This window comes from Enterobacter vonholyi, from assembly GCF_008364555.1.
Taxonomy (GTDB): domain Bacteria; phylum Pseudomonadota; class Gammaproteobacteria; order Enterobacterales; family Enterobacteriaceae; genus Enterobacter; species Enterobacter vonholyi.
In genome coordinates this window covers 191,701-205,836 of record NZ_VTUC01000003.1, presented here as the reverse complement: position 1 = coordinate 205,836, position 14,136 = coordinate 191,701, and the positions used below count along the sequence as shown (strand labels likewise).

Genomic DNA, 14,136 nt, shown 5'->3' with positions numbered 1-14,136 from the left:
CCTCTGTTAAAGATCTTCCGGCCAAGGGAAGCATTCCGCCGCGATCGCCGGCGTGTGGTAATAATTCTGTAAGGCCTCGATCAGGCGCGCCGGACGTTCCGGGATGCCTTTCTCAAGATATTCCATCACCTGCGCATGCACGCGGCGCTGGAAGACGATACGGTCTGGCTCGAAGTCGCCTTCGAGGTTATCGCAGCTGACGTTGAACGGGAAACCCGCCGCGACGCAGAACAGCCATTCCAGCGCCTGCGGTTTGACTTCCACATCTTCAAACTGCCCCTGCGTCGCGGCGTCACGTCCGTCCGGGCAGTACCAGTAACCAAAGTCTACCAGCTCGCGCCGCGCTTTTCCGGCGATGCACCAGTGCGAAATCTCGTGCAAGCCGCTGGCGTAAAAGCCGTGGGCAAAGACGATGCGGTTATACGGAACCTCGTCATCTGCAGGAAGATAGATCGGTTCGTCGTCGCCTTTAATCAGACGGGTATTAAAATCGTCAGCAAAACAGCCGTCGAAAATCTCAATCAGCTGTTCGTATTTATGCGTACTGTACATTAGTGCATCCCCAACCAGGTGAGGATCTCCTGTCCATGGCTGTCATAAAGTAGTTTGGCGCTCATCACGGCCGAGACGATGACGATCATCGGGCGAATCAGTTTTTGCCCTTTGCTTAATACCAGGCGCGAGCCCGCGCGCGCGCCCAGGAACTGCCCTGCCATCATCACAAACCCGGTTGCCCAGATAACCTTGCCGCCAATGATAAACAGCAGCAGGCCGCCGAGGTTCGAGGTGGCGTTGAGCACTTTGGCATGGGCGGTCGACTTGGCGAGGTTAAACCCGGCTAGCGTCACGAACGCCAGCGCGTAAAACGAGCCTGCCCCCGGGCCGAAGAAACCGTCGTAAAAGCCGACGCAGCCCCCGGCAATCAGGGCAAACGGCAGGCCGTGAAGACGACGCTGGCGGTCTTCCTCGCCGAGTTTTGGCATCAGCAGGAAGTAGAGACCGATGCAGATAACCAGAACCGGCAGGATCTGGCGCAAAATATCCGACTGCACGTGCTGCACCAGCAGCGCGCCGGACGTGGAACCAATAAAGGTCATCAGGATATTGAGCTTCTGATCGGCCAGGCTCACCACCTTGCGGCGGATAAAATAGAGCGACGCCGAGAGCGAGCCGCCGCAGGCCTGAAGCTTGTTGGTGGCAAGCGCCTGCGCCGGGCTCATGCCCGCCGCCAGCAGCGCGGGTACGGTTAATAACCCGCCGCCGCCCGCAAGGGCATCAATAAAACCGGCCAGCATGGCCACAAAGAACAGCACCACCAGCAGCAGCGGTGACACCATAAACAGATCGACGAAATTATCCATTAAAGTACATGCTCATCCAGTAGCGCCTGGCAGGAAGGCGGCAGCGGAGGCGGTGTCTTCTTCTCAGGCTTAGAGGTTCCAGGTTTTGCCGGTTCAAACCAGCTTTGCAGTTCCGCACCGCAGCCATCGCCCGGCGGAGGTAGCGGCTGATCTTCACATTCCAGGCTATTCGCCGGGCAGCGCAGACGAACGTGCATGTGCGCACGATGCTGGAACCACGGCCGCACTTTGCGCAGCCAGTCACGATCGGTTCCGGCATCCAGGCAGAGCTGCTGCTTGATGGCCGGGTTAACGAAAATCCGCGTGACGTCGTTATCTTCTGCCGCCAGCTTGATCATGCTGGATACGTCCCGCGTCCACAGGGACGGCACAACGCGCTTGCCGTCGCTCGCCACCAGATCCAGCGCCTGCGGTTTCAGCAGTTGGGCGGCGGTCCAGCGGGCTTTCGGCAGCTGCAGGAAGATATCAACATCCAGTCCGGTCTGGTGACTGGCGTGTCCACCGTTAAAACGACCGCCGGCAGGCATCCCCATATCGCCGATCAGCATCGTGCCCAGCCCCAGGTTATGAACCTGGTTTCCCAGCCGCTGAATGAACAGCACCAGATCCGGGTGGCCGAAGTAACGACGCTGATCGGTACGCATCACCTGATAGGTATCCGATTGCAGCGGAAGTTCCTGCGCGCCCACGATACAGCCGTTGGAAAAGGCGCCGATCGACTGCGCGCTCCCCGCCACCGGATGGGTGATTTTTTGCCACGGTGTGGCGGCCAGACTGGCTCCACTGGCAAGCAGCGCCAGCAGAGCAATTGCGGTTTTTTTCATGTTTACCAGCGTGGAATGGTGGTCGTCACATCCGCATTCTGCGCGCGCTGGCGCAGGAAGTGATCCATCAGCACGATCGCCAGCATCGCCTCTGCGATCGGCACCGCGCGGATCCCCACGCACGGATCGTGACGTCCTTTGGTGATCATCTCAACTTCTTCGCCATCGCGGTTAATCGTGTGGCCCGGCACGGTAATGCTGGAGGTTGGCTTCAGCGCGATGTTGGCAACAATCTGCTGCCCGCTGCTGATCCCGCCCAGGATGCCGCCCGCGTGGTTGCTCTGGAAGCCCGCTTTCGTGATTTCGTCGCGGTTCTGGCTGCCGCGCAGGGATACCACGTCAAAACCGTCGCCAATCTCTACGCCCTTTACCGCGTTGATGCTCATCAGCGCGTGGGCGATGTCGGCGTCGAGACGGTCAAATACCGGTTCGCCCCAGCCTGGCGGAACGCCGTCGGCCACCACGGTCACTTTCGCCCCGATGGAGTCGCCCTCTTTTTTCAGGCCGCGCATCAGTTCGTCCAGCGCGTCCAGCTTGTCGGCATCGGCACAGAAGAACGGGTTTTGCTCGACCAGATCCCAGTCTTTGATCGCCAGCGGAATCTCGCCCATCTGGGTCAGACAGCCGCGGATAACGATGCCAAATTTCTGCTGCAGGTATTTTTTGGCAATGGCGCCAGCCGCCACGCGCATTGCGGTTTCACGGGCGGAAGAGCGTCCGCCGCCGCGATAGTCGCGGAACCCGTACTTTTGTTCGTAGGTATAGTCGGCATGGCCCGGACGGAACACGTCTTTGATGGCGCCGTAGTCCTGGGAGCGCTGATCGGTGTTTTCAATCAGCAGACCAATGCTGGTGCCGGTGGTGCGGCCTTCAAAGACGCCGGAGAGAATTTTGACCTGGTCCGGCTCGCGGCGCTGCGTGGTGTAGCGAGAGGTGCCCGGACGACGACGGTCGAGGTCGTGCTGTAAATCGGCTTCGGTCAGTTCGATGCCTGGCGGTACGCCATCAACGATACAGCCCAGCGCCAGCCCGTGTGACTCGCCAAAGGTGGTCACGCGGAATAACTGTCCAATAGTGTTTCCTGCCATCACGGCTCCGATGTTGTTGTTTGTGTTTGAGCGTTGTGAAACGGGCCGAAGCCCGCTGGATTAATCTTTATAGATGCTGAAGTGTTCGCGCGCGTCGAGCAGCTGCGCTTTGGTCAGCATAAAGACGCCGTCACCGCCGTTGTCGAACTCAAGCCAGGTGAACGGCACATCCGGGTACTGCTCTATCAGATGTACCATGCTGTTGCCCACTTCACAAATCAGAACGCCGTCGTCGGTCAGATAATCCGGCGCGCAGGCCAGAATGCGGCGGGTCAGCTTCAGGCCGTCAGAGCCAGACGCCAGACCCAGCTCCGGCTCGTGGCGGTATTCGTTCGGCAGATCGGACATGTCTTCCGCATCGACGTACGGCGGGTTGGTGACGATCAGATCGTACTGCAGCGTCGGCAGGTCGCGGAACAGATCGGAGCGAATTGGCGTAACGTGATGGATCAGGCCGTGCTCTTCGATGTTGTGCTCGGTCACGGCCAGCGCGTCGGTGGAGATATCAACCGCGTCCACTTCCGCTTCCGGGAAGGCGTAAGCGCAGGCAATCGCGATACAGCCGCTCCCGGTACACATATCGAGAATGTGCTGCGGCTGATGGCCGATCAGGCCTTCAAAGTGATTGTTAATCAGCTCGCCAATCGGGGAACGCGGCACCAGCACGCGTTCATCGACATAGAACTCGTGGCCGCAGAACCAGGCTTTGTTGGTCAGATAGGCGACCGGAATACGCTCGTTCACGCGGCGGATCACGCGCTCAACGATGCGGTGTTTTTCGCTGGAGGTCAGGCGCGCGGTGCGCATGTCTTCCGGGATATCCAGCGGCAGGTAGAGGGACGGCAGCACCAGCTGCACGGCTTCATCCCAAGGGTTATCGGTACCGTGACCGTACCAGATATTGGCGGCGCTGAAGCGGCTAACCGACCAGCGCAACATGTCCTGTATGGTATGCAGCTCGTTTACTGCTTCATCGACAAATATTTTATCCACTCTTTCCTCCAGGGCATGCTCGCATAATTTTCGGCGGCTAGTTTGCCATGAAGACGGCGATAAATCAGCAATGACGCGTACCGCTTGAGGTTAAAAAATGCGTTTAGTCGGGTACACTATCGGAAATACGAGATGAGAATGACGAATGAAAAAGAAAACATCGCTCAGTGAGGAGGATCAGGCGCTCTTCCGACAGCTGATGACCGGGACGCGTAAGATCGCGCAGGACACCATCGTTCATCGCCCGCAGCGTAAAAAAATCAGCGAAATACCGGTCAAACGCCTGCTGCAGGAGCAGGCCGATAACAGCCACTATTTTTCAGATGAATTTCAGCCGCTGCTTAATACGCAAGGGGCTGTTAAGCATGTACGCGAAGACGTCAGCCATTTTGAGCTGAAAAAATTACGCCGCGGGGATTATTCGCCGGAGCTGTTTCTCGATCTCCACGGCTTAACGCAGATGCAGGCGAAACAGGAGTTGGGGGCATTGATTGCCGCCTGCCGTCGCGAACATGTTTTTTGCGCCTGCGTAATGCATGGCCACGGTAAACATATTCTCAAGCAACAGACGCCCCTGTGGCTGGCGCAGCACCCGCACGTGATGGCTTTTCATCAGGCACCGAAAGAGTACGGCGGAGATGCCGCGTTGCTGGTGTTGATTGAAGTGGAAGAGTGGCAACCGCCAGAGTTGCCCTGACAGAATGGCGGGAAGCACATTGCACCCCGCCATATCGCACGTCACGTCAGATCGCTTTTGCCATCTTCAGGTTGCACGGACTCATTTGCCAGTTGAAGACACCTTTGCCCGTTTCGTCGAGAGAAACATTGGCAATAGCGGATGTCGTGAACATAGGCGGGGTCTCGCCAGGGCAAAGCTCAGATACCAGATAGCCAACCAGTGGCAGGTGGGAAATGACCAGTGCGGAAGCGACACCTTCATTGCACAGCGCCTGAAGATAAGCGCTGACAAGGCCTACATCGCCACACGGGGTGAGTTCAGGGAGAACATCCACGCTGGATGGTAGGTTCATACACTCCCCTACCACGTCCAGCGTCTGTTCTGCACGCAGGAACGGACTCACCAGAACGCGTTCGATGTCCACTTTTTGACCGTTAAGCCAGGTCGCCATCAGACGAGATTCGTCGCAGCCACAGACGGTCAAAGGACGTACTGAGTCACTGGCGGCATCGAGTGCCGCGTCGCCGTGACGCATGATAAAAACTTGCATATTGCACCGCTTTTGTTAACCAGAATCACCGGCGTTAACTACCCGCGATAAATGCTGTGAGGTAGAAAACCCGATGGCCGGGCATTGTGCCTGATCCATTCGGTGAATGAAACGCTGTTTTTTACCTCAATGGCGTAAGTATAGTCAATCTCTGTTTACAAAATCGCCAGAACAGGTTCCTTCACCTCAGGATTTACCCTTCTTTGACCTCAGCTTACGAGGACAGTTTCCCTTGCTGGCCAAAATGTCTGGCCCCGTTCCGCCATCTGCAATAATTGGTCACACGGTGTAAACCGTGGACCATACTGCGAAGCCAGACGTTGCAGGATTGCAACCACTTCACCCACGCCGAGCGTATCCATGTAACGGAACGGGCCGCCAAGGAACGGCGGGAAACCAATGCCAAATACCGCACCAATGTCGCCATCGCGCGCGCTCTTGATCGCCTGCTCACCAAAGCAGCGCGCCGCTTCATTGAGCATCATCATCACGCAGCGCTCAGCGCACTGAACGGCGGAGAGTTTTCCCTGACCAGAAGTCGTAATAAGTCCATAAACCGAAGGGTCGACCTGTTTCCTGCTTTTACGCCCTTTCGCGCCGTAAAGATAGAAACCGCGTTCATTTTTTCTGCCTTTGCGATCGTCCTTCAAAATCGCAGAAACAATATTTGCAGGTGGGCTGAAACGATCGCCATATGCGGCTTCCAGCACTGGTATAATTTTAGTGCCGGTGTCTATTCCCACCTCATCCAAAAGTTGGATTGGACCTACGGGGAAACCAAACTTTACCAGCGCCTCGTCGACGTGCTCGATCTTCTCGCCCTCCGTCAGCAACCGCATGGCTTCATTAATATAGGGAGCCAGAATGCGGTTGACGTAGAAGCCAGCTTTGTCCGCTACTACAATCGGGGTTTTGCCCTGTTTTTTCGCCAGCTTCACCACGGTGGCAACAGTTTGCGGGCTGGTCGTCGCGTGTGGAATGACTTCCACCAGCGGCATTTTTTCGACCGGGCTAAAGAAGTGCAGCCCAATCACCTGCTCCGGACGCGCGGCTTTCGCCGCGATATCGCCAATCGGTAATGACGACGTATTGGAGGCAAAAATGGTATGCGGAGCACAATGTTGCTCAACGTCTGCCACCATCTGCTGCTTAAGCGCCAGATCTTCAAACACGGCTTCAATCACCAGATCGCGGTGCGCAAAACCGCTGTAATCCGTCGTACCGGAGATCATCGCCAGGGTTTTATCACGCTCGCTTGCCTTGATATGGCGGCGTTTCACCTTTTGATCAAGGTTCTGCCAGCTGTACTGCAGCGCGTGGTTGATACCCTTCGGATTGATGTCTTTGATACGTACAGGTAATTTGCCTTTGCTGGCGGTAACAAAAGAGATACCGCCGCCCATGAGCCCCCCACCCAGTACGCCAATGGCACGCAGCGGTGCAGGCTCAGCCTCGCTGCCGGGATCTTTTTTCACGTCTGTGCTGGCGAAGAAGATGCTGCGCAGCGCCTGTGACTGCGGCGTCATCGCCAGTTCGCCGAAGGCTTTGGCCTCCGCGGCATAGCCGCTGCTGCTTCCCTGCGACAGCCCGGTTTCGATCACTTCCAGGATCCGCTTTGCCGCCGGGTAGTTGCCTTTGGTTTTTTGTTCCGTCTTTTTACCCACCATGTTGAACAGAAGCGTTCTCCCCAGCGGGCCAGCCAGCACGCGCTCGCGTACCGGCAAAGGACGTTTTGCCTGACGCCCTTTCAGCGCAAGCTCGACGGCGGCTTCCAGTAAAATAGACTGCGGCACGACGTCATCGACCAGACCGGCTTTTAGCGCCTGACGGGCGCGCAGCTGTTTACCGGTTAAGATCATCTCCAGCGCCGTGCTGACGCCCACGAGGCGCGGCAGTCGTTGCGTTCCACCAGAACCAGGCAGCAGACCCAGCTGCACTTCCGGCAGGCCCAGAATGGTTTTTGCATCGTCAGTACAAATCCGGCTGTGACATGCCAGCGCCAGCTCAAGCCCACCGCCCAGACAGGCGCCGTGGATCGCTGCGATAACCGGGATCGGCAGGCTGTTGATCTCCGACATTACCTGCTGGCCCTGACGCGCCAGTTCTTCGGCTTCCAGTGCGTTTTGCGCCCGGTCGATCATGTTGATATCCGCCCCGGCTATAAAGTTGTCGGGTTTGGCTGAGATAAACACCAGGCCGCGAATGGCTTTGTTTTCGCGGATCTGCTTTAGCATCGCGCGCACCTGAACACCAAATTCGGCCTTCAGTGTATTCATCTTTTCATCAGGCACATCAATAGTGATAACGGCCACGTTATCGAGGCGAACCGTCAGATTAAATGCAGATGGCATATCCATTATTCAGCCTCCAGAACCATTGCTGCGCCAAGGCCACCCGCCGCACAGGCGGTTACGAGGCCAAACCCGCCGCCGCGGCGACGGAGTTCATGTAATGTTTGCGTGATCATTCGCGCACCGGTGGCGGCAAACGGATGACCGTAGGCGATAGAACCACCCAGCACGTTGAACTTACTCTGATCCACTTCGCCTGTGGCATGGGCGCGGCCCAGCACATCGCGCGCGAAACGCTCGCTTGCCAGTAGCTGAACGTTTGCCAGAGTCTGCGCGGCAAACGCTTCATGCATATCAATCAGGGTTAAATCAGCCATCGTCAGCCCCGCGCGCTCCAGCGCCAGCGGCGTGGACCATGCCGGACCTAACAACATGTCCTGCCAGACATCAATGGCGGTGAAGGCATAGCTGCGTAAATAGCCCAGGGGAGTGATGCCCAGCTCTTTCGCGCGGGATTCGGTCATCAGGATCACGGCGGCGGCCCCGTCCGTCAGCGGCGTACTGTTCGCCGCCGTCACCGTGCCGTGCTTGCGGTCAAACGCCGGGCGCAGCTTTGCGTAATCCTCCAGCGTCGAGGTGCCGCGAATATTGTTATCTTCCGCAAGCGGTTCACGGTAGGGGGGAACATAGGCGGTCATGACCTCATCGGTCAGCTTGCCTTCCGACCAGGCTTTTGCCGCAAGCTGATGTGAACGATGCGCCAGCGCATCCTGCTGCTCACGGGTAATGCCGTAGGTTTTAGCCATCTGCTCGGCGGTATCGCCCATGCGCAGGCCAGTGGAGTATTCCGCGACGGCAGGGGGGACAGGCATGAGGTCGCGCAGACGTAAACGCGAGAAGAGTTTGAGTTTTTGACCCGTTGTACGGGCTTTGTTGGCATCGACCAGGATACGCGCCAGCTTTTTACTGACCCCAATCGGCAGCACCGAAGAAGAGTCTGCCCCACCTGCAATTCCGGCGCGAATAGTGCCCGCCATCAGGCTTTCGGCGACGTTAGCAACGGCCTGGAAACTGGTTGCGCAGGCGCGGCTGACGCTGTAGGCATCGGTATGCACGTTCATCCCGGTACCGAGTACGATTTCCCGCGCAATATTGGGAGCTTCAGGCATCTGCACAACCTGACCGAACACCAGCTGCTCGATGACCTCAGGCGGAATTTCACTGCGAGCCAGCATCTCCCCCACTACCATTTTCCCCAGGTCAACGGCCGGTATGCCATGAAACGCCGTTGCCTGACGCGCAAATGGCGTACGCAATCCACTAACTATGGCAATGCGATCGCCCTGACGGGTAATTAGCGGTAATGCCTGACTCATAACACTCCCCTGTAAAAAATTTTTCGCAAACATAAAGTGGTCTGACCTGATAATAGTCTTAACCATTTTTTTACATTCAGCCAATCGGGGAAACGAAAAAGTGCGAGCTAAAACACAGAGAAGAAAAAGAAAATGCCCCTGCATGGCAGGGGCATTTGTGCGGTTTGTTGCCGGGTGCGAAAGGTAAAAGCAAAACGGTAACCCGTCGGTTACCGTTTTTAATGTTTGCGCCCTCTCCCGTGGGAGAGGGTCGGGGTGAGGGCATCAGGCCGCAGAAATTAACGCAGACCCAGCTGGAAAATCAGCGTTTCTGCTTCGCAGGAGAAAACAAAGTCGATGTCCAGCTTCACGCCGCCTTCCACTTCGGTAAAGGTCGACTTGATTTCACACGGATCGGATTCAACATCACGCGCACGCTTGCTCAGCGCGGCCAGGGTCTCTTCCGCTTCGGCACGGTTAGTGAACACACGGCTGTAAGACGCGGTGCAATCGGAGTTGTCCATGATGGTCCCAACATCCATACAGCAGCAAACCGGGGTTTCATCAGCACTGCATTTACTCATAGCTCAATTTCCTCTGTATTCGCGCAGCGCGCGAGATAAACACGATGCTGATATTTTACGCCCCGGCGCGGGCTCTCTCCAGCCGTTAATGGCGCAAAAACGGATAAGTGACCAATATCACACTAAAAAATGATCCAGAACAAAAACCACCCTTTTGGGTGAGTCGCGATGGTCACAATTTTGCCAACCAGATCTCGTTTCGCGAAACATGTTTGAAAATATTAATAAACAAACTTGCAACATTCTGGCTGGTCAGACCTATACTCTGGCCACTGGTCTGATTTGTCTGTCATACCTCAGACCCTACACTTCGCGCTCCTGTTACGGTATGTAACAATTATTGAATAAAAATAACTCAATGAGGTTATGGTCATGAGCCAGAAAACCCTGTTCAACAAGACTGCGCTGGCAGTCGCAGTGGCACTCGTCTCCACTTCCGCCTGGTCAGCGGGCTTTCAGTTAAACGAATTTTCTTCCTCTGGCCTTGGCCGTGCGTATTCCGGGGAAGGCGCTATTGCTGATGATGCGGGTAACGCGAGTCGTAACCCCGCGTTGATCATGATGTTCGATCGTCCGACTTTCTCTGCCGGTGCGGTTTATATCGACCCTGATGTCAACGTTTCTGGCAAGTCGCCTTATACGGGTGCGAGCCTTAAAGCGGACAATATTGCCCCAACAGCATGGATCCCCAACCTGCACTTCGTTGCGCCTATTAACGAACAGTTTGGCTGGGGTGCATCCGTAACGTCTAACTACGGCCTGGCTACCGAGTTCAATAACAACTACCCGGCTGGTGAATACGGCGGTAAAACAGACCTTACTACGCTGAACCTCAACCTGAGCGGTGCGTATCGCCTGAACGATAACTGGAGCTTTGGTCTGGGCTTTGATGCCGTCTACGCCGATGCCAAAATCGAACGTTATTCCGGGGAACAGACTGCACGCCTGCCTAAAAACAGCAATAAAATTGCCAGTCTTGAAGGTGATGAATGGGGCTATGGCTGGAACGCCGGTATCCTGTACGAGCTGGACAAAAACAACCGTTGGGGCCTGACCTATCGTTCCGAAGTGAAAATTGACTTCGACGGCGATTACAAGAGCGGCATCCTGACGCCTGTGAACAACCTGGTTCCTGGTGCGGGTACAACCATTCCTTGGGGAACGTCCAACCAGACCGTTCCAGGTTCACTGTCACTGCATTTGCCAGAAATGTGGGAAGTGTCCGGTTACAACCGTGTTGCGCCGCAATGGGCTATCCACTATAGCCTGGCCTATACCAGCTGGAGCCAGTTCCAGGAGCTGAAAGCGACCGGAACCAATGGCCAGACGCTGTTCTATAAGGACGAAAGCTTCCACGACGCCTATCGTATTGCGTTGGGTACCACCTACTACTACGATAAAAACTGGACTTTCCGCTCCGGTATCGCATTTGACGACAGCCCGGTTCCGGCAGACAAACGTTCCATTTCCATTCCGGATCAGGACCGTTTCTGGTTAAGCGCGGGCGCGACGTATGCGTTCAACGAGAATGCATCCATCGATGCGGGCGTATCTTATATGCACGGTCAGAAAGTGACGTTCCAGGAAGGCCCTTACGAGTTTACCTCTGAAGGTAAAGCCTGGCTGTTCGGTACGAACTTCAACTACGCGTTCTAACCGCGACAGAATCAAAAAAGGTGAGCATTGCTCACCTTTTTTATTTACTCAGAATCGATATCTTTTAGTTCGTTTTCGATCGCCTTCGCGTTTGGATTCTCTTCCGGCTTCAGCTTACCGCCGTTGGCAATAAAGTCATGATTCTGGAAGTACGCTTCACGTACCATAATGTACGGGTCGGAAGACTGGCGCAGCAGGCCATCAGAGTCGAGCAATTGCGCGCGGGTTTCAATCCCTTCTACCGTCCATTTACCCACCGAAAGCGGCCAGGTCAGCCATGACAGAACCGGATACAGCGTATCGACCATATCACCGCCGTCATCACGCACGGTGAAGCTGCCATAGAACGGCAGATGAACGTAAGGGCCGTAACCGACACCATAATGCCCCAGCGTACTACCAAAACGGTGCGGCTGTTCACGCTGCAGTTTCGGGTTCGCCATGCCTGCGACGTCAATAAAGCCGCCCATCCCCAGAATGGAATTCAGGAAGAAGCGGGTAAAGTGGACCATCCCCTGATAAGGGTCGCCCTGCAGGAAATAGTTCACCATTACCGCCGGCTCTTCGAGGTTACTGGTAAAGTTACTTAACCCGTTACGCGCGGGCTGTGGAACATAATCGCGCCATGCCACTGCCACCGGGCGAACCACATACGGGTCCAGCACGTTGTAGTTGAAGCTATACATGGAGCGGTTAAATCCTTCGAGAGGATCGGAGCGGCCCGTTTGCTCCCCAGAGCTGGCGCAGCCCACAAGCATCGTCGCGCCCAGCGCAAGCGCCGACAGCCGAAGTTTCATAAATATCTCCCTGTTCAGTATGGCTATCGTTGATTGCCATCCGTAACGGAGCCTGATGCTCCGTCTGTAAACGTGCAAGCGATTGTAACAGCACGTTTACCGATGTCTATGAGCACAATTACGGGCAGTAACCACCGTGACTCTGATCTCAGCATAGCCTGGCTTTTAGAATTCGTTTCGCTGGCAATTTTATAATGTCTTTGAAAGAGATGTATCACCTTTGTTGTCATTGCTGCCAATTTAAGAGCATCCCCACAGGCATCCCGGCAAAAGCCGCTACGCTTAACAGAAAGATCAATCTCCGGGAGCATATATGAAAGAAGTGGGCGAAGAAAAAATTGGCGAGAGCAATGAGGAACTTGAAATTGAAAGCGAGGAGAAAGCGCGCGGCGAGAAAATAGAAATTGATGAAGATCGCCTCCCTTCCCGCGCGATGGCCATTCACGAGCATATCCGCCAGGACGGTGAAAAAGAGATGGAGCGCGACGCGATGGCTCTCTTCTGGTCAGCCATCGCTGCAGGGCTCTCAATGGGCGCATCTCTGCTTGCGAAAGGGATATTTCATGTGCAGCTGGAGGGCGTACCCGGCGGTTTTTTACTCGAGAACCTCGGTTATACCTTCGGCTTTATTATTGTCATCATGGCCCGCCAGCAGCTATTTACTGAAAACACGGTGACCGCGGTTCTGCCGGTGATGCAAAACCCCACACTCGGGAATTTCGGTTTATTGATTCGGCTCTGGGGCGTGGTCCTGCTGGGAAATATCATTGGCACGGGCATCGCGGCCTGGGCGTTTGAATATATGCCGATATTTGATGAACCCACACGGGATGCGTTTGTAAAAATCGGCATGGATGTAATGAAAAACACGCCGGTCGAGATGTTCTCGAATGCCATCATCTCCGGCTGGATTATCGCCACGATGGTGTGGATGTTCCCTTCAGCAGGCAGCGCCAAAATTGTCGTGATCGTACTGATGACCTGGCTGATTGCGCTGGCGGACACTACGCATATTGTGGTCGGTACCGTTGAAATCCTCTATCTGGTCTTCAACGGTACGCTTCACTGGAGCGATTTCTTCTGGCCGTTTGCCCTTCCGACGCTGGCGGGAAACATCTGCGGCGGGACGTTTATCTTCGCGCTGTTAAGCCATGCCCAAATCCGTAACGACATGTCAAACAAACGCAAAGCTGAGCTTAAGGCACGGGAAAATGATGATAAATCGACAAAAAAATCGACCTGAATGGTGACTCTTTGAGCAGTCAGGCGGCGATGCGCTTAACGCAAAGTGTAAATAAGGCTATACTCGTGCCGCCTCGTCCCCTTAGTTAAATGGATATAACGAGCCCCTCCTAAGGGCTAGTTGCAGGTTCGATTCCTGCAGGGGACACTTTACCCTCCCGCTTATTTCTGCACATCGTTTATCCACTACCCGCATTCACTGAGCAGAAAAATCCTGTTTGATTTGAGCATAACGCGTTGCCAGCTGTCTTAGACGCAACTCCAGCTGGGTCTTTTCGGCTTCAGGAAGCGCACTTTCAGCACTATGCTCTGACAGGCGCCGGAGTTGTTCTTCAGCCGGTATGGTTTGGTTAAAGGACTGTATTGTCGAAAAAACCACCGATTTAAGCTCACTCACCGTGATATATTTTCCTTTTTGCTCATCCAGACTACTCAGCCTATGGCTCAGTTGCTGAAGCTTCATCATTCCCAGATACCAGCTGTTCATGGAATCGACAGGCAACGCTGCCGCGTTAAATTTTTGCTTCCACTGCACGGTGAGCGACTTCGCTTCCTCCGGCTGCAATGTCTGGAGTTGCGCTAACAACTGAAGGCTGTAGGAAATATTCCAGTCTGGTGGCAGCTTATCCAGTCGGGCAAGCTGCTGCTGCGTGTCGGTGATAAACGTGGACGGAATGGTGCCTCGCTGCGCTAACGCGTCTTGCTGAACAGGTGTA

At 55.3% G+C, this 14,136-nt stretch carries 13 protein-coding genes, 1 tRNA gene and 1 pseudogene; 4 read left to right on the top strand and 11 right to left on the bottom strand.

The window, feature by feature from the left end:
- Positions 1-6: 6 nt before the first annotated feature.
- The 5 genes from F0319_RS05430 to prmB are packed head-to-tail and all read right to left on the bottom strand — an operon-like array spanning position 7 to position 4,266.
- On the bottom strand, positions 7-552 hold the full coding sequence (locus F0319_RS05430; protein ID WP_149366429.1) for an elongation factor P hydroxylase: 546 nt from the start codon (positions 550-552) through the stop codon (positions 7-9).
- Positions 552-1,361 (bottom strand): sulfite exporter TauE/SafE family protein, encoded by an 810-nt coding sequence (locus tag F0319_RS05425; RefSeq protein WP_045908744.1) that lies wholly within the window; start codon positions 1,359-1,361, stop codon positions 552-554. The genes F0319_RS05430 and F0319_RS05425 overlap by 1 nt, the downstream gene beginning before the upstream one ends.
- The gene (gene mepA, locus F0319_RS05420; RefSeq protein WP_111965247.1) at positions 1,361-2,185 is read right to left on the bottom strand and encodes a penicillin-insensitive murein endopeptidase; all 825 of its coding nucleotides are present in this window, start codon (positions 2,183-2,185) and stop codon (positions 1,361-1,363) included. The genes F0319_RS05425 and mepA overlap by 1 nt, the downstream gene beginning before the upstream one ends.
- 2 nt (positions 2,186-2,187) lie before the next feature.
- The gene (aroC, locus tag F0319_RS05415) at positions 2,188-3,273 is read right to left on the bottom strand and encodes a chorismate synthase (protein ID WP_149366428.1); all 1,086 of its coding nucleotides are present in this window, start codon (positions 3,271-3,273) and stop codon (positions 2,188-2,190) included.
- 60 nt (positions 3,274-3,333) lie between these two features.
- Positions 3,334-4,266: a 50S ribosomal protein L3 N(5)-glutamine methyltransferase gene (prmB, locus tag F0319_RS05410; RefSeq protein ID WP_008502612.1), complete on the bottom strand. Its 933-nt coding sequence runs from the start codon at positions 4,264-4,266 to the stop codon at positions 3,334-3,336.
- Positions 4,267-4,411: 145 nt separating this feature from the next.
- Between prmB and smrB the strand changes: the two genes are divergently transcribed.
- Positions 4,412-4,963 carry an endonuclease SmrB gene (gene smrB / locus F0319_RS05405; protein WP_149366427.1) on the top strand — a complete coding sequence of 184 codons (552 nt, stop codon included), beginning with the start codon at positions 4,412-4,414 and terminating at the stop codon, positions 4,961-4,963.
- Positions 4,964-5,009: 46 nt separating this feature from the next.
- Here the strand turns inward: smrB and sixA are convergent, their stop codons facing one another.
- The 4 genes from sixA to F0319_RS05385 form a co-directional block, all read right to left on the bottom strand.
- The gene (sixA, locus tag F0319_RS05400; RefSeq protein WP_045330962.1) at positions 5,010-5,495 is read right to left on the bottom strand and encodes a phosphohistidine phosphatase SixA; all 486 of its coding nucleotides are present in this window, start codon (positions 5,493-5,495) and stop codon (positions 5,010-5,012) included.
- Between the two features lie 209 nt (positions 5,496-5,704).
- Entirely contained in the window at positions 5,705-7,852 is a 2,148-nt protein-coding gene (gene fadJ / locus F0319_RS05395) for a fatty acid oxidation complex subunit alpha FadJ (protein WP_149366426.1), read from the bottom strand.
- Positions 7,852-9,162 (bottom strand): acetyl-CoA C-acyltransferase FadI, encoded by a 1,311-nt coding sequence (fadI, locus tag F0319_RS05390; protein WP_149366425.1) that lies wholly within the window; start codon positions 9,160-9,162, stop codon positions 7,852-7,854. The genes fadJ and fadI overlap by 1 nt, the downstream gene beginning before the upstream one ends.
- A 278-nt stretch (positions 9,163-9,440) precedes the next feature.
- Positions 9,441-9,725: a YfcZ/YiiS family protein gene (locus F0319_RS05385; RefSeq protein WP_149366424.1), complete on the bottom strand. Its 285-nt coding sequence runs from the start codon at positions 9,723-9,725 to the stop codon at positions 9,441-9,443.
- Between the two features lie 372 nt (positions 9,726-10,097).
- Here F0319_RS05385 and fadL point away from each other — a divergent pair, with 372 nt between their 5' ends.
- Positions 10,098-11,381, top strand: coding sequence for a long-chain fatty acid transporter FadL (gene fadL / locus F0319_RS05380; RefSeq protein WP_115875916.1), 1,284 nt, complete (start codon positions 10,098-10,100; stop codon positions 11,379-11,381).
- Between the two features lie 44 nt (positions 11,382-11,425).
- Here fadL and mlaA read toward each other — a convergent pair whose 3' ends face one another.
- On the bottom strand, positions 11,426-12,178 hold the full coding sequence (gene mlaA, locus F0319_RS05375) for a phospholipid-binding lipoprotein MlaA (protein ID WP_023336447.1): 753 nt from the start codon (positions 12,176-12,178) through the stop codon (positions 11,426-11,428).
- Positions 12,179-12,491: 313 nt separating this feature from the next.
- On the opposite strand from mlaA, the gene F0319_RS05370 reads away from it, so the two are divergent.
- Together F0319_RS05370 and F0319_RS05365 are read left to right on the top strand one after the other, a co-directional pair.
- Positions 12,492-13,421 carry a formate/nitrite transporter family protein gene (locus F0319_RS05370; RefSeq protein WP_149366423.1) on the top strand — a complete coding sequence of 310 codons (930 nt, stop codon included), beginning with the start codon at positions 12,492-12,494 and terminating at the stop codon, positions 13,419-13,421.
- 75 nt (positions 13,422-13,496) lie between these two features.
- Positions 13,497-13,568 (top strand) — tRNA-Arg (locus F0319_RS05365).
- A 48-nt stretch (positions 13,569-13,616) separates the two neighbouring features.
- Here F0319_RS05365 and F0319_RS22325 read toward each other — a convergent pair.
- A pseudogene (locus F0319_RS22325) lies at positions 13,617-14,060 on the bottom strand (VasL domain-containing protein); the annotation flags it as partial.
- Between the last annotated feature and the right edge of the window lie 76 nt (positions 14,061-14,136).